We start from the raw sequence: 15,083 nt of genomic DNA, 5'->3' as shown, positions 1-15,083 counted from the left end.
ATCGACGGTCGCCGCCGTCGAAATCACGCGCCCTCGCTGCGCGCCTCCTCGACGGCGCGGCGCATCGCCGGGCAGCCCAACATTTCCTTGCCGCTGGCCCGACTTTCTGAAATTGACCGGGCTCGCCGGGCTCGGTTCAATCCTTCGCTCATGACCATTGCTCACGAAGAATGGCGCCGCAGGGCGTCCACCGCGCGACTGGACGGTCGCGCCTTCATCCACGGACAACGTGGCCCCTCGCTGTCGGGCGAGACCTTCACATCGCTCAATCCGGCGACCGGAAAGCCCCTGGCCGAGATTGCGCGCTGCGATGTACGGGACGTCGACGCGGCCGTGGCCTCGGCGCGCGCCGCCTTCCAGGGCGGCGCCTGGTCGGGGCTCGCCCCCGCGCAGCGCAAGGCGGTGCTGCTGCGCCTGGCCGCGGCCATCGACGCGCACTGCGAGGAGTTGGCGCTGCTCGAGGCGCTGGAAGCCGGCAAGCCCATCGGCGAGTGCATGGGCACCGACATCCCCGAGACCTCGGCCTGCATCCGCTGGCACGCGGAGGCCTGCGACAAGCGCTATGACGCGCTGGCGCCGACCGGCCGCGACGCGGTGGCGATGATCACGCGCGAGCCCATCGGCGTGGTCGCCGCAGTGCTGCCGTGGAACTTCCCCGCGCAGATGCTGGCATGGAAGCTCGGCCCCGCGTTGGCCAGCGGCAACAGCCTGGTGGTGAAGCCGTCCGAGCATTCCTCGCTCTCGACCTTGCGTATCGCCGAGCTGGCCTTCGAAGTGGGTGTTCCGGCCGGCGTGTTCAACGTCGTCACGGGCTTCGGCATGCCGGTGGGCGAAGCCCTGGGCCGCCACCGTCACGTGGGCCTCGTGGCCTTCACCGGCTCGACGCAGACGGGGCGCCGCTTCCTCGAGTACGCCGCGCAGTCCAATCTCAAGCGCGTCATCATGGAGTGCGGCGGCAAAAACCCGCAACTCGTGCTGCCCGATGTGGCGGACCTCGACACGGTGGCGCAGCACGCGGTGAACGCCGCCTTCTGGAACATGGGAGAGAACTGCAGTGCCGGCTCGCGCCTGTATGTGCATGCGTCGCGCAAGGATGCGCTGCTCGAGAAGATCCTGTGCGTGCTGGGCCAGTGGAAGCTCGGCGACCCGCTCGACCCCGAGGTCAAGCTCGGCGCGCTCATCGATGCACGGCAGTTCGACACGGTCATGGGCCACATCGAGCGCGCGCAGGCGCAGGGCTGCCGCCTGGTCTGCGGCGGCCGGGCCGCATTGAGCGAGTCCGGCGGCTGGTTCGTCGAGCCGACCATCTTCGACGGCGTCTCGCCGGATGCGGCGGTGGCGCGCGAGGAGATTTTCGGGCCGGTGCTGGCGATCATCAGCTACGAATCGGTCGACGAAGCGATCCGCATGGCCAACGACAGTCCCTACGGCCTGGCCGCCTCGCTGTGGACCGACAACCTCGACACCGCGCACCGCGTGGCCGCGCAGCTCGATGCAGGCACGGTCACGGTGAACTGCTTCGGCGAGGGCGATCTGTCGACGCCTTTCGGCGGCTTCAAGCAATCGGGCTTCGGCGGCCGCGACAAGTCGATCTACGCGCACGACCAGTACTGCGAGCTCAAGACGACCTGGATTCGGCTCAGGCCCGCGGCTTGACCGCCGCGGGGCTATGCCACGCCGTCGACGATGACCCGCGCGCCGCCGCGCGAGCATCGTTCGACCCGCGCATCGACCTGGTAGACATCGCGCAGCATCGCGGGTGTGATCACTTCCTCGCAACGCCCGCTGTGCAGTGCGCGGCCGCGGGCGAGCACCACGACCTGGTCAGCGAACTGCAGCGCCTGGTTCAGGTCGTGCAGGGCGACGACGACGATCTTGCCGCGCTGGCGCGCGAGCGCCTGCAGCAGCGAGAGCACCTGCACCTGGCGGCGCATGTCGAGTGCGCTGGTCGGCTCGTCCATCAGCAGGATGTCCGGGTCGCGCACCAGCACCTGTGCGATCGACACGAGCTGGCGCTGGCCGCCGCTCATCTCGTCGAGCGTCCTGAAGGCCAGCGCTTCGATGTCGAGCCCGGCCATCACCGCATCGATGCGCACGAGATCGGCCGGTCGCACCGTCCAGCCCTGTTGCTGCTGCTTGCACGCCAGCAGGATGCTTTCATAGGCCGTGAGCCGTGCCGTGACCGTGCCGTCCTGCGGCATGTAGCAGACACCGGCCTGGCCTTGGGAGGCCGCACCGAAGCGCACGACGCCCGGCCCGGCGAGCAGCCCGGCGACGCGGCGGAACAGGGTCGACTTGCCCGCGGCGTTGGGTCCGATCAGCGCGACGACCTCGCCGGCTTCGAAGCGTGGCGTGCTGACGCCGTTCAGGATCGGCTGGCCGGCATACGCGGCGCCGACGTCGTCGAGCTGCAGCGTCACCATGCGCGGCCCTTCGAACGCAGGATGAGCGAGATGAAGAACGGCACGCCGACGAGCGAGGTGACGACGCCGATCGGAAAGATCGCGCCCGGCACCAGCGTCTTGCTCACGACCGAACTTGCCGACAGCATGAGTGCGCCGGCCAGCAGCGAGCCCGGCAGGAAGTAGCGCTGGTCCTCGCCCAGCAGCATGCGCGCGATGTGCGGCCCGACCAGGCCGACGAAGCCGATCACGCCGATGAACGACACCGGGAGCGCGGCCAGCAGGCTCACCATCACGAGCGATTCGAGCCGCAGGCGCCGCACGTCGACCCCCATGCTCGCCGCCTTGTCGTCGCCCAGCCGCATGGCCGTGAGCGACCAGGCGCGCCGCACGAACAGCGGCAGCATCACCAGCAGCAGGACCAGCACCGCGCCGACCTTGGGCCAGGTCGCGCGGCCGAGGCTGCCCATGGTCCAGAACACCACCGCGGCCACCGCCTGTTCGGTGGCGAAGTACTGCACCAGTGCCAGCAACGCATTGAAGGTGAAGACCAGCGCGATGCCGAGCAGCACGATCGTCTCGGAGCCCACGTTGCGCCGTGTGCTCACGAGGTGGATCAGCACCGCCGACAGCATCGCCATGACGAAGGCGTTGGCCGGCACCACGTAGTCCGCAAGCAGCGGGAACAGCTTGACGCCGAAGGCCAGCCCCAGCGCGGCACCGAAGCTCGCCGCGGCCGAGATGCCCAGCGTGAACGGGCTGGCCAGCGGGTTGTTGAGGATGGTCTGCATCTGCGCGCCCGCGAGCGACAGCGCGGCGCCGGCCACCACGGCCATCGCGGCGATGGGCATGCGGATGTCCCACAGCACCACGCGCAGTTGCACCGGCGCGCCGTCGGGCCACAGCAGCGCGAGCGCCACCGAGGCCAGGTCGTAGCGTGCCGGTCCCGTGGCCATGTCGAGCACGAAGCTGAGCAGCAGCAGGCCGGACAGCGTCGCAAGGATCCAGCGCTTGCGCCGCACGAGCCCGCGGTAGGTCGCACCGAGTGCGGGTGGCGTCGCGGTGCTCACGGCGCGGGCTCCCGCGGCAGGGTAACGAAGTAGCCGGGCGCGTAGTCGACGGGCAGGAAGCGCCGATGGAACTCGCGGAAGGTCGCGTCGGCGTCGAGGTCGGCGAACAGGTCCGGATGCAGCCAGCGCGCGAGCTGCTGGATGGCGACGAAGTCGTAGGGGCTGTTGTAGAACTGGTGCCAGATGGCGTGGAAGGCGCCCTTGCGTTGTGCGGTGGTGCCCGCGTAGGCGGCGCGCCGCGTGAAGCCGCGCAGCTTTCGCGTGGCCTCGTCCAGGTCGGCACCCGGACCGACGCCGATCCACGGACCCTTGGGCACGAAGGCCTCCCAGTTGGCACTGGTGACGATCACCTGTTCGGGATCGGACGCGAGCACCTGCTCGGGGTTCAGTTGGCCGAAAGTGCCGCGGATGATCTTTCCGGCGAGGTTGAGGCCGCCCGCCATCTCCAAGAACTTGCCGAAGTTCTCGTTGCCGAAGCTCAGGCAGCAGTCTTCGGTGTAGCCGCCGATCCGCTCGATGAAGACGCGCGGCCGCGGCGGCGCGGCGGCCTGGATGACGTCGGTCACGCGCCGGATCTGCGCCTGGCGGAAATCGATGAACGCCTGCGCGCGCGCGTCCTTGCCCATCAGCTGGCCCAGCAGTCGGATGGTGGGCTCGGTGTTCTCCACCGGGTAGTGCCGGAAGTCGACGTACACGATCGGAATGCCGACCGCCTGCAGCCGCTGCGCGTAGCGTGCGTCCTCGGTGGCGCGCTCCGACTCGATGTTCATGAGGATGACGTCGGGCTTCAGCGAGATCGCGAGCTCGAGGTCGAAGGTGCCGTCCTCGAAGCCTCCGAACTGCGGCAGTTCGGCGATGCGCGGGAACTTGCGCAGGTAGGCGGCGTAGGTGTCGGGGTCGGACTGAATCAGGTCCTTGCGCCAACCCACGACGCGCCCGATCGGGTCTTCGGTGTCCAGCGCGGCGAGCAGGTAGAGCTGGCGGCCTTCGCCTAGGGCCTGTTCACACTATTTCCGGGGATCGCGTTGGTTGAGCCAGGGGCTGGATGCAAGGCGCACGCGCGCAGCAAGGCTGAAGCCTTGCAAGCGCGGGCAACGCCGCAGACGGCCCCTGGCTCAGCCAACCCTTCGGGAAGGCCTGCCATGACGGGCCACTCGGCGTTGCGTTCCTTGCGCGTGCTTCAGCACGCGCGGCGTCACGCGCCTTGATTGGCCCGTCATGGCAGGCCTTCGCGACCCCGGAAATAGTGTGAACAGGCCCCAGCATCATGCGCCGCACCGGCAGGCCCAGCTCGACCTTTCGGCCCAACAGGTCGGTCACGGTGGTCCGGCTGCGGGCATCGGCGGGCACGGCCGGGACGGGCTCGTCCGGCCGCGGCACGCGCCATGGCAGTGTGGCGATGGTCACGGCGATGGCCGCGGCCACGGCCGCGCCCAGATACAGCTTGGTTCGGGTCATGGCGCAGGTCCTGCCGGTGGGGCCACGGCCTAGAAGTCCACCGAGGCCGACAGCATGAAGGTGCGCGGGATGCCTTGCGAGATCGTTCCGTACGACGCCACGCCTGACCAGTAGGCGTGGTCGGTGGCGTTCACCAGCGTGCCGCGGAAGGTGGTCGCTCGCCCGGCGATGCGGGTCGCGTAGCGGGCGCCGACGTCCAGCGTCGTCCAGGCCGGGATCGACTGGGTGTTGGCCTGGTTGACGTACGCCTTGGCGGTGTAGGTGATGCTGGCGTTCAGCGACAGGCCACTGACGCCCGGCACGTCCCAGTCGGCGCCGAGGTTGGCCATCGCCGCAGGCACGCCGACGGGGCGGTTGCCGAGCGTGGTGCTGCTGTTGGTCTGTGTGAGTTTTCCGTCGAGCAACGTGAGACCGCCGGTCAGGCGCAGTCCTTTCACGGGTTCACCGAACACGTTGAACTCGAGCCCGCGGTTGCGCTGCTCGCTGTCGGCCGCGTAGACGGTGCCGGTGAGCTGGCCGCTGGGCTTGCTGACCTGGAATGCGCTCGCCGTGGCCAGGACGTCGCCGAGGTCGAACTTCACGCCGACCTCGTGCTGCTTCGATCTGTAGGGGGAGAAGATCTCGCCCGCATTCGACGCGGTGGTGGGGGCGGTGTCGCCCTTGCTCAGGCCCTCGATGTAGTTGGCGTAGATCGACACGCCCCGCGATGGTTTGTAGACGACGCCGGCCAGTGGCGTGACCGCGCTCTGGTCGTAGCGGGCGGTCACGGCGCCGGTGTTCGCGCTGTAGTTGTTGGACTCGACCTGCTGGTGGCGCAGGCCGAACGTGAACTGCAGGCGGTCTTCGAGGATGCTCAGCGTGTCGGCCAGTGCCACGCCAGACAGCCGCGAGGCCGAGACCTTGGGCGTGCGCAACGGCTGCGGAAGGCCCTGGAACGGGCGGTCGACCGGCGCATAGATGTTTGTCAGCATCGCCGTGCCGGCGTTGTTGGCCTGTGCCACGCGGTCCTCGTAGCTGCTGACCTGGAAGCTCAGCGCGTGCTTGACGGCGCCGGTCTCGAAGTGCCCGCGCAGGCCTGCGTCAACGGTTTGTCGGTCGACCCTGAACTTGTAGTGGGTGGGCGTGGAGGTTGTCAGGCCCGAAGCGTTGAGCAGGGTGGGGGTCTGGTCGGACAGGCGCTTGATGTCGACCGTCGAGCCGCCGGCGTTGGCGAACAGCGTGAGCTTGTCGCTCAGGTCGTATTCGGCCCGCAGCAGCGCGGACTGCCCGTCCGATTTCCACCAGCCCCAGGGCTGCGAGATGTTGCGTCGGCCGTCGGGCGCATCGGGCACTTGGAGCCCTGCCGCCACGAGAAAGGGCCGTGTGGGCGCATCGACTTTCTCGGTTTGCGACAGGAAGTCGAGCGATGCGCGCAGGCGCTCGCCCTGATAGTCGAGCGACAGGGCGCCGATGTCGGTGCTCGAACGCTGGTTGTCGAGCGGCGTGTCGCCTTCGCGGTGCACGCCGTTGAAGCGGACGCCCCATTCGCGGTTGGCACCGAAGCGCCGGCTCAGGTCGACGTGTTCGCCCACTTGCGTACCGCTGCCGTAGTCGAGCGAGACCCGGCTCAGATCCTCGGGCAGTGCGCGCTTGGGCACGATGTTGATGACACCGCCCACGCCGCCGTTGGGCGACATGCCGTAGAGCAGGGCGGCCGGCCCCTTGACCACCTCGACGCGCTCCGCGTATTCGGTGAACACGTGGTAGTTGGGTGCCACGCCGTACACGCCGTCGAAGGCCACTTCGCTGAGGTTGCCCTCGCCGATCGGCAGGCCGCGGATATAGAAGGAATCCGTGACGCCGCCGAGCTGGCCTGTGAAGCGCACCGAAGAGTCCTTGTTGAGCACTTCGGGCAACGTCGCCGCCTGTCGGTTCGTCATGGTTTCCGAGGTGAAGCTGCTGGTGCTGAACGGGGAACTCATGATGTCCGCATTGCCCAGCAGACCCAGCCGGCCACCACGCGCCATCTGCCCGCCGGCGTAGGCGCGGGGCAACTCGCTGGGCATTGGCTCGGTCGCGGTGACGGTCACGGTCTGCAGCGTGGCCGAATCCCCGTCCTTCACCGCGGGCGAGGGCCGCAGTGAAAAGCCGCCGTTGCCGGTCTCGACCAGCTCGTAGCCCGAGTCGCGCAGCAGCCGTGCGAAGCCATCCTGCACGGTGAAGCTTCCGCGCAGACCCGGGCTGCGGAGGGCCGCCAGCGGCGTGGGATCGAAAGACAGCGGCACGCCCGCGATGCCCGCGAACTGCGCCAATGCGTTGCCTAGCGGGCCGGGCTCGATCGCATAGGCGCGCCGTGACCCGGCGGTGGCCGGTTCTGCGGCGTGAACGGCCGTGAGCGGTGCGGCCAGGGCGAGCCCGAGGCCGGCCAGCGTCCAGCGCATGGAGCGCGCGACGCCCAGCGGTCGGAAGCGCGCGGGAACGACGGTGTGCGGGGGGCGGGAGGCAGGCTCGGTCGAGCGAGCAAAAAGGCCGGAGACCATCGAGAAGAGTCCTTTCGCAGGTGAACGCATGTCTGGCGCGCCGAGGCGCTTTCATCCGGTACACCGTACGAAACGGGAAAAAGTATCACCCTCCGTGAAAAATACTCACCGCGGCTCGATCACGACCCAGTAGCGCGTCAGGGTCGAGATGCGCACCGGCAAGGTCTTCTGCAGCAGTTGCAGGCTGGCGTCCGTGTCCTTGAGCGGGAACGCACCCGAGACGCGCAGGTTCGCCGCATCGGGATGGCAGCGCAGGACGCCCGCGCGGTAGCGCCCCAGTTCCGCCGCGAAGTCGCCCAGCCGCATCTCACTCGCCACCAGCATGCCTTGCGCCCAGAGCGAAGCGGCCGGCGACGCGGTGCGCGGCGGCTCGATGGCCATGGCGCTGAACAGCGTCTGCTCGCCGGCGCGCAGCAGCAGCGATTGCTCGCCCTGTGCAGTCTGGATCTGCAGCGCGCCTTCGAACAGCATGACGCGCGTGCCCTCGTTTTCCGTTCGCACCGAGAAGCGCGTGCCCAGTGCGCGCACCTCGCCTTGCGCCGTCTGCACGACGAAAGGCCGGTCGACCGATGACGGGTCCTGGTGCGACGTCGTGACCAGCATCTCGCCCTGGCGCAGATGCAGCCGGCGCTCGGTGCTGCTGAACGCGACATCGACCGCGCTGGCGGTGTTGAGCACGAGGCGGGTGCCGTCCTTCAGCGTGACCGTCCGCTGCTCGCCGGCCGCGGTGCGCAGGTCCGCACGCCAGCTCGCGATCCAGGTGCTGGCGCTCGGATCGCGCCACGCGAGCCAGGCGACGGGGGCCGCGACGGCCACGGCGCCCAGTGCGCGCAAGGCTTGGCGGCGCCCCGGCCCGGCCAGCCGCTTCATGGTCTGGCTGCCGACGTTGCGGGGCACGATGTCGAAGGTGCCCAGCACCCTTTCGGCGCGCGCCCAGGCTTCGGCGTGCGCAGGGCTGCGGTTGCGCCATTGCTCGAACTGGCGCTGCGAATGCGCGCTCAGGCTGCCAGACCGCAGCCGGACCATCCAGTCAGCCGCTTCGTCGAGCAGCTCGGCGGCACCGGCATCGTCCGCCTTGGGCAAGGGCCCCTGGCTCATCGTTTCATGCGGCCGCGAGGCAGGCCGCGAAGGCCTTGCGCATATGGCGCTTCACGGTGATCAGCGAGGTGTCGTGCAGCGTCGCGATCTCGGCATAGGTCAGCCCGTCGAACTGGGCCTGGAAGAACATGGCGCGAGTCTTTTCGGGCAACGCGCGGAGCATGACCTCGATGCGCTGCAGGGCCTGGAGGATCTGCATGCAGGTCTCGGGCGACGGTGCCATGTCCGCCGGCATCGCGGCCAGGCTGTCGAGATAGGCGCGTTCCACGTCCTGGCGGCGCCAGTGGTCGACGACGAGGCCCTTGGCGATGTGCGTCAGCAACGCACGTGGCTCGCTGCCCAGTGCGCTGAACTTCTGGCCGATCAGGACGCGGAGGAAGGTGTCCTGCGCCAGGTCGGCCGCATCGCAGCCGTTGCCGAGCTTCTTGCGCAGCCACGTGTACAGCCAGCCATGGTGATGGCTGTAGAGCGCATGGAGTTCGGCGGAGAAGGCGTGGTCGGCGGTGGGCACGAAGACGTTCCAGGGACGGTGCGCCCTGGAAAAGGGTATTGAACGATTCTCATTTTAAGATCAGAACACGGGCGTCGTTTCATCTTTGTCGAGCATGTGGACAGCGTCTCACAAGCAGAAACTGCGGAAATCGGCACTGCGGTTCGAGGAGGAGACTGTCGCCTTCAGCTGGGTCAGCGCGACGATGCTTCACCGCATCGCCTCGCAGCCAACGCACGGAGTTCGCCGATGGCGATGCGGTGTGGACCTTTGCATCTGCATCTGCAAGCGAGGCGCAGCGCCACGGTCGCAAGCAAGAAATCCGCATAAGCAAACGCGAAATCGTGATTTCCGGCGGCGTGCAGCACCGCCAGACTCGGTGGTTTTTCCTAGCGCCGGCTCCGCCCGCGCCGCCTTCGGATGCCCAACCCTTCCTCTTCCCCCGCCACGCGGCCGTCCGCGCCGCGGCGCCAGCTTCACTTCGGCATCTTCCTGTTCTCCATCGGCTACCACCCCGGCGCCTGGCGCCTGGCCGGTGTGGACCCGAAGGCCTCCCACGATCCGGCCTTCATTGCGTCGATCGCACGCAAGGCCGAAGACGCCAAGTTCGATTTCTTCTTCCTCGGCGACGCGCTGGCCACCAGCGCCGAGCAGCAGTACGTGTTTCCGTCGCAGACCGTGCGGCTGGAGCCCTTCACCATGCTGGGCTATGTGGCAGCGCACACCCAGCGCATCGGCCTGATCGCCACGGCCAATACCACCTACGCCGACCCATACCACATCGCCCGGCAGACCGCGTCGCTCGACCACCTGAGCGGCGGCCGGCTCGCGTGGAACGTGGTCACCGGTGCCGACGAGCGCGCCGCGAAAAACTTCAGCCGCGACCACCACTGGGACAACAGCCGCCGCTACGACTGTGCGGAGGAACTGGTGGACGTGGTCTCGCGGCTCTGGGACTCGTGGGAAGACGATGCGCTGGTCGGCGACCAGGAGGCCGGCCTGCTGGTCGACCCCGCGAAACTGCATGCCATCGAGCACGAGGGCAGCTTCTTCCAGGTCAAGGGGCCGCTCAACATCGCGCGGCCGCCGCAAGGCCAGATCCCGCTGGTGAACGCGGGCACCTCGCCGCGCTCGCGCGCCTTCGGCGCGGCGCGCTCGACGGTGGTGTTCGCCGGCGTACCGACGTTCGAGGCGGCACAGGGCTTCTACAGCGAGATCAAGGCCGGCGCGGTGGCCGGCGGCCGCGCGGCCGACGACGTGTCGGTGCTGCCAGGGCTGGTGCCCTACATCGGCCGTACCAGCGAGGAGGCCTATGCGCTCTACCAGCGGCTGAGTGCGCTGATCGCCGCCAGGCTCGACACCGCTGCGCTCGAGCGGGACCTGCGCGTGCCGCTGACCGGCCTGTCGGGCGACGACCTGTTCCCGGCCTTCGACGAAGCCGATCCGGCCTTCGCCCTGGCCCGGCTGTTCATCACGCAGGCGCGCAAGCTCAACCGCACCGATGCACCCACGGTGCGCCATGTCTTCGAATACGCGATCGCGCGCGGCCGCGGGCACTTCCTGGCCATCGGCAGCGCGGAGGAGGTGGCAGACACCATCCAGCACTGGTTCGAGAACGGTGCGGCCGACGGCTTCAACATCTGCCCGCCGCACCTGCCCGCGGGGCTGGACGATTTCGTCGAACTGGTGCTGCCGCTCCTGCGCGCGCGCGGCCTGTTCCGCGAGGACTACATCGGCAGCACCTTCGGCGCGCACTTCGGCCACGTCGGCAAGCCGGTCAACCGCTTCGAAGGCATGCGCACCGCGGACGCCGAGTTCGGCCGCATCACCGAAACGCACCACCGTGTGGTCTGAGTCGACGACGAAGCCGGGCTTCAGGGGCTGGGGCATCGTGCTGGCACAGGTGGCGACCGCGCTGGCGCTGCTGGGGATCTGGGAAGGCGTGGTGCGTGCCGGGGCGGTGAGTGCGCTCTACCTGCCGCTGCCCACGGCCATCTTCGAGCGCTTCGTGCCAATGCTCACGCACGGCCAGCTGCTGCATCACACCGGCGTCACGCTGGCGGAGTTCGCCGTGGGCTATGCGGCGGCGGTGGTCGCGGGCATCGGATTCGGCGTGCTGCTGGTGCTCACGCCGTCGGCGGAGCGCTTCGCTCAACCCTTCATGGCGGCGCTGATGTCGGTGCCCAAGGTGGCGATCGTGCCGCTGCTCGCGTTGTGGCTGGGCATCGGCTTCAGCCACAAGGTGGCCATCGTCTTCCTGTTCTCGGTGTTCCAGATCCTCTACAGCACCATCGCCGGCATCAAGCAGACGCGCCGCGAACACCTGAAGGTGGCGCGCGCGTTCCGGGCCTCGACGCTGCAGACCGTCTGGAAGGTGATCCTGCCTTCCGCCGTGCCGACCCTCTTCGCGGCGCTGCGCGTCTCGGCCTCGGCGGGGCTCGTGGGCGCGCTGTTCGCCGAGATGCTCTCCTCCAAGGAAGGGCTGGGCAACCTCATCACACGCTCGACGGCTTCGCTCGACACGGCCGAGACCTTCGCGCTGATCTTGCTGGTCACCGCGCTGGCGGTGGCCATGGTCGCCGCGCTCGACCTGCTGGAGCGCTTGCTGTTCCTGCGCTGGCGGCCCGCCTGAGGCCCTGTGCATTCTTTCCTTCTCCCTGTTCGACAGATCCATGACTTCCACCACTTTCACCGCTCTCCCTCGCCGAATCCGCTGGGCCCACCTGGCTGTCGTCGGCATCGGCATCGCCATCCTGGCCGCGTGCTCGCGCTCCGAGCCCGAGGCGAAGGCGCCCGTCGCAGCCGCCGCTGCCGAGGCCGTGCCGCAGAAGCTGCGCTACGCCGGCTATCCGGGTGTCACCGGCCTGGGCGTGCAGCTCGGCATCGAGAAGGGCTTCTTCAAGGACGAAGGCCTGGCGCTCGAGTTCATCAACACGCAGGACGCGGTCTCGGGCCTGGCCAGCGGCGACATCGACATCGCCGACTGGAACACCACCGGCGCGATCGTCGCGGCCGGCAAGGGCGTACCGCTGAGCATCGTCGCGTCGATGTTTCGCCATGTCGGCCCGTTCTATCTGGTGGGCGCACCCGACGTGGCGTCGGTCGCCGCGCTCAAGGGAAAGACGGTAGGGTCGGCGGCCTTCGGCACCGGCCTGGACGTGTACGCGCGAACCATCTTGTCGAAGGAGGGCGTGCCGCTGGACAGCGTGTCCTTCGTCGCCAACGGCGTGAACGCCGCCGCGCTCGCCACGGTGGAGAACGGCTCGGTCAGCGCCACCATCCTCCACGAGCCCTTCGCCTCGCTGGCCGAGGCCACCGGCAAGGGCAAGGTGCTGGCGGCCGGCCACGACTACCTGCCGCGCTTCCACACCGGCGTGATCGTGGCCAACAACCAGTTCATCGCGAATTCCCCTCGAGGCATCGAGAAGTTCCTGCGCGCGTATTTCAGGTCGAACGAGTACGCCAAGGCCCACCTCGACGAGTACAAGGCTTTCTATGCGAAGCGGTTGGGCGTGGACCCGAAGGTGGCCGATGCGGCCGTGCAGCGCGAGCTGCCGATCTGGGCCAACGACCCCAAGGTGTCGCTCGAGGAAGTGCAGGAAACGCAGAGGATCCAGCTGGCGCTCGGCTTCCAGAAGGAGCTCTACGACGCCGCGAAGTTCGTGAACCTCGCGTTCATCCCCAAGAGCCCGGCGCCCTGAGCGCGCGGCATCCATGGCGGAGTTCGTACTCGAATCGCTGGGCAAGGTCTTCGCGGGCGCGGTGCCCGTCACCGCGCTCGAAGACGTGAACCTGCGCGTGCGCGCCGGCGAGTTCGTCTGCCTTCTGGGCGCGAGCGGCTGCGGCAAGAGCACGCTGCTCGACCTCCTGGCGGGCCTGGAGCGCCCCAGCACCGGCAGGGCGCTGTTCGACGGCCAGCCCATCGCGGGACCCGACCCGCGCCGTGGCCTGGTGTTCCAGGACCCGGCGCTGTTCCCGTGGCGCACCATTGCGCAGAACGTGGCCTTCGGTCCCGAGCTGCGTGGCCTGGGCCGCCGCGAACGCCGTGCGCGTGCGGTCGCCAGCCTGGCGCGCGTGGGCCTCGCCGGCTTCGAGGACGCCTACCCGCATCAGCTCTCGGGCGGCATGCGCCAGCGCGCGGGCATTGCGCGCGCACTGGCCAACGACCCCGAGGTGCTGCTGATGGACGAGCCCTTCGGCGCGGTCGACCACCTCACGCGCATCGCGCTGCAGGAAGACCTGCTGCGCCTGTGGGAGCGCGAGCGGCGCACCATCGTCTTCGTGACGCACGACGTGGGCGAGGCGGTGTTCCTGGCCGACCGCGTGGTGCTGATGTCGCCGCGGCCGGGGCGCATCCACCGCGTCTTCGATGTGGCGGTACCGCGCGCACGGCTGCGCGGGCAGAAGGCGCTGATCGAGATCGAAGCCGAGGTGTACCAGGCGATCCATGGCATCGCGCCTTCGCATGCATCGATCGAAGCGGCGGCCGTGGCCACATATGCAAACGCGGATTGATTCGTTCACGGCGCGCACGGCCCAGCCTATCGTTCAGGCTTTCGTTCCTGCGGCCGTTCCCGTGCATCTTTCGTCATCCTTCGTCCAGGCCACGCGCCGGACGCCATCGTTGTCCCTCCGACCTGTCTTGCGCGCGCACCGTGTTCAGCATTGAGCTGGTCGAGGCGCTGCGCGAAGTGGCGCGCCATGGCAATCTGACGCGCGCTGCATCGGCCATGGATCTGTCGAAATCCACCGTCAGCAAATACATCACCGAGCTTGAGGCGCAGGTCGGCGTTCAACTGCTGCATCGGAGCACGCGCGTGGTGTTCGTCACCGACGCCGGCCGTCACCTGCTCAAGCGCAGCGTGGCGCTGGTGGACCTGGCCAGGCGCATCCAGTCGGAGCTCGATGCGCATGGCGCATCGGCGGTCTGACCGGTCAGTGCGCCGTCCGTGCGGGTGCGCGGGCCGCTGCATGCGTGCTTTGGCTTGCGTGATGATCGAGGCCAAGGGCAGTGGGTGACGCCTGGGTCAGATGCGGTCCGCGGTGAGCGCGATGTGCCTGGCCCGGTCTTCCTTCAGATGACGGCGCGTGACCACCGTTCACACCGCGGCAGCGGCAATCTCCAGCTGGGTCAGGCGCCGCGCCATGCGGCCGACAAAATTCTGCGTGACATGCGGCAGCACGCGCTGCGACGGCACCACGATGCCGACCTGCAACTGGTCGAGCGCGGGCAGCGCGAAGGGCCGCCAGATCAGGTCGCCGCGCCTCAGGTCTTCGATGAACGCGATCTTCGAGAAGCACGAGATGCCCTTGCCCGCCATGATCAGCCGCTTGAGCATCGGCGTCGAATTGCAGGTGGCCGCCGGCTCCATGTCGTCCCAGAACGCCGCGAACTCGGGCGACAGCCCGGCGCTGATGACCGGGTGCGAACTGGAGCGCAGAAATGGGTAGCGCGCGCACTCCTTCAGCGACACGGTGGTGTGGTTGGCCAGCGGATGGCCTGGCGGCATCACCACGCCGATCGGCAGCTTGGCCAGCGCCACCGCGGCCACGCCGCCCGGCAGCCGGCTCACGAAGGTCATGCCCACGTCGACCTGCCCCGACATCACCATCTGCGGGACGTCCATCGGCTGCACCGCGGTGATGGTGTACGTGACGGCCGGGAACACCTGCAGAAAGTCTTCCACCGCCGACGGCAGCAGTTCCTCGAAGAACGAGTCCATGGCCGCCACCTTGACGTGGCCGGTGCGCTCGCCTTTCAGCGCATCGAGCTCGGTGCGCATCACCTGGTACTGGTGCAGTGTTTCCTGCGCGTGCTTGAGCAGACGCTCGCCGGCCGCGTTGAGCCGCAGGCCGTTGGGCATGCGGTCGAACAGTTCCACGCCCAGCTCGTCTTCCAGCTTGTGGATCTGCCGGTTGACGGCACTGGCCGCCACGTACAGGCGCTCGGAGGCCTTGCGCACCGAGCCGCAGCTCGCGACCTCGATGAAGTACTTGAGGATGCTGGCGTGCATCAGCCGGTCCTCCCGAGCGGAGCAAGTTCAGA

The 15,083-nt window shown here is 68.6% G+C and carries 14 protein-coding genes; 6 read left to right on the top strand and 8 right to left on the bottom strand.

Annotation, left to right across the window (positions count from 1 at the left end; genetic code table 11):
- Positions 1-150 precede the first annotated feature (150 nt).
- The gene (locus tag ACSFBC_RS23675) at positions 151-1,656 is read left to right on the top strand and encodes an aldehyde dehydrogenase (RefSeq protein WP_435512781.1); all 1,506 of its coding nucleotides are present in this window, start codon (positions 151-153) and stop codon (positions 1,654-1,656) included.
- A gap of 11 nt (positions 1,657-1,667) precedes the next feature.
- Here the strand turns inward: ACSFBC_RS23675 and ACSFBC_RS23670 are convergent, their stop codons facing one another.
- The 7 genes from ACSFBC_RS23670 to ACSFBC_RS23640 all read right to left on the bottom strand — a co-directional run bounded on the left by ACSFBC_RS23670 (position 1,668) and on the right by ACSFBC_RS23640 (position 9,058).
- A complete protein-coding gene (locus tag ACSFBC_RS23670; RefSeq protein WP_435512780.1) occupies positions 1,668-2,423 on the bottom strand; it encodes an ABC transporter ATP-binding protein in 756 nt (251 codons plus the stop codon).
- The gene (locus ACSFBC_RS23665) at positions 2,417-3,472 is read right to left on the bottom strand and encodes a FecCD family ABC transporter permease (RefSeq protein ID WP_435512779.1); all 1,056 of its coding nucleotides are present in this window, start codon (positions 3,470-3,472) and stop codon (positions 2,417-2,419) included. Before ACSFBC_RS23665 ends, ACSFBC_RS23670 begins: the two co-directional genes overlap by 7 nt.
- Positions 3,469-4,401, bottom strand: coding sequence for an ABC transporter substrate-binding protein (locus ACSFBC_RS23660; RefSeq protein WP_435512778.1), 933 nt, complete (start codon positions 4,399-4,401; stop codon positions 3,469-3,471). Before ACSFBC_RS23660 ends, ACSFBC_RS23665 begins: the two co-directional genes overlap by 4 nt.
- A 73-nt stretch (positions 4,402-4,474) precedes the next feature.
- On the bottom strand, positions 4,475-4,930 hold the full coding sequence (locus tag ACSFBC_RS23655; RefSeq protein ID WP_435512777.1) for a hypothetical protein: 456 nt from the start codon (positions 4,928-4,930) through the stop codon (positions 4,475-4,477).
- A 29-nt stretch (positions 4,931-4,959) separates the two neighbouring features.
- Positions 4,960-7,449, bottom strand: a complete 2,490-nt coding sequence (locus ACSFBC_RS23650; RefSeq protein WP_435512776.1) for a TonB-dependent siderophore receptor — start codon at positions 7,447-7,449, stop codon at positions 4,960-4,962.
- Between the two features lie 105 nt (positions 7,450-7,554).
- Positions 7,555-8,547, bottom strand: coding sequence for a FecR domain-containing protein (locus ACSFBC_RS23645; protein WP_435512775.1), 993 nt, complete (start codon positions 8,545-8,547; stop codon positions 7,555-7,557).
- 4 nt (positions 8,548-8,551) lie between these two features.
- A complete protein-coding gene (locus ACSFBC_RS23640; RefSeq protein ID WP_435512774.1) occupies positions 8,552-9,058 on the bottom strand; it encodes a sigma-70 family RNA polymerase sigma factor in 507 nt (168 codons plus the stop codon).
- Between the two features lie 399 nt (positions 9,059-9,457).
- Between ACSFBC_RS23640 and ACSFBC_RS23635 the strand changes: the two genes are divergently transcribed.
- The 5 genes from ACSFBC_RS23635 to ACSFBC_RS23615 all read left to right on the top strand — a co-directional run bounded on the left by ACSFBC_RS23635 (position 9,458) and on the right by ACSFBC_RS23615 (position 13,968).
- Entirely contained in the window at positions 9,458-10,891 is a 1,434-nt protein-coding gene (locus ACSFBC_RS23635) for an NtaA/DmoA family FMN-dependent monooxygenase (RefSeq protein ID WP_435512773.1), read from the top strand.
- On the top strand, positions 10,881-11,669 hold the full coding sequence (locus ACSFBC_RS23630; protein WP_435512772.1) for an ABC transporter permease: 789 nt from the start codon (positions 10,881-10,883) through the stop codon (positions 11,667-11,669). Before ACSFBC_RS23635 ends, ACSFBC_RS23630 begins: the two co-directional genes overlap by 11 nt.
- Before the next feature lie 40 nt (positions 11,670-11,709).
- Positions 11,710-12,738, top strand: a complete 1,029-nt coding sequence (locus tag ACSFBC_RS23625) for an ABC transporter substrate-binding protein (RefSeq protein WP_435512771.1) — start codon at positions 11,710-11,712, stop codon at positions 12,736-12,738.
- A gap of 13 nt (positions 12,739-12,751) precedes the next feature.
- Entirely contained in the window at positions 12,752-13,552 is an 801-nt protein-coding gene (locus tag ACSFBC_RS23620; protein WP_435512770.1) for an ABC transporter ATP-binding protein, read from the top strand.
- Positions 13,553-13,692: 140 nt separating this feature from the next.
- Positions 13,693-13,968: a LysR family transcriptional regulator gene (locus ACSFBC_RS23615; RefSeq protein WP_435512769.1), complete on the top strand. Its 276-nt coding sequence runs from the start codon at positions 13,693-13,695 to the stop codon at positions 13,966-13,968.
- A 168-nt stretch (positions 13,969-14,136) separates the two neighbouring features.
- On the opposite strand, the gene ACSFBC_RS23610 is transcribed toward ACSFBC_RS23615, so the two are convergent.
- A complete protein-coding gene (locus ACSFBC_RS23610) occupies positions 14,137-15,051 on the bottom strand; it encodes a LysR family transcriptional regulator (RefSeq protein ID WP_435512768.1) in 915 nt (304 codons plus the stop codon).
- Positions 15,052-15,083 lie beyond the last annotated feature (32 nt).

Source organism: Variovorax frigidus, from assembly GCF_051216515.1.
Taxonomy (GTDB): domain Bacteria; phylum Pseudomonadota; class Gammaproteobacteria; order Burkholderiales; family Burkholderiaceae_C; genus Variovorax.
This window is presented reverse-complemented; position numbering and strand designations above follow the sequence as displayed.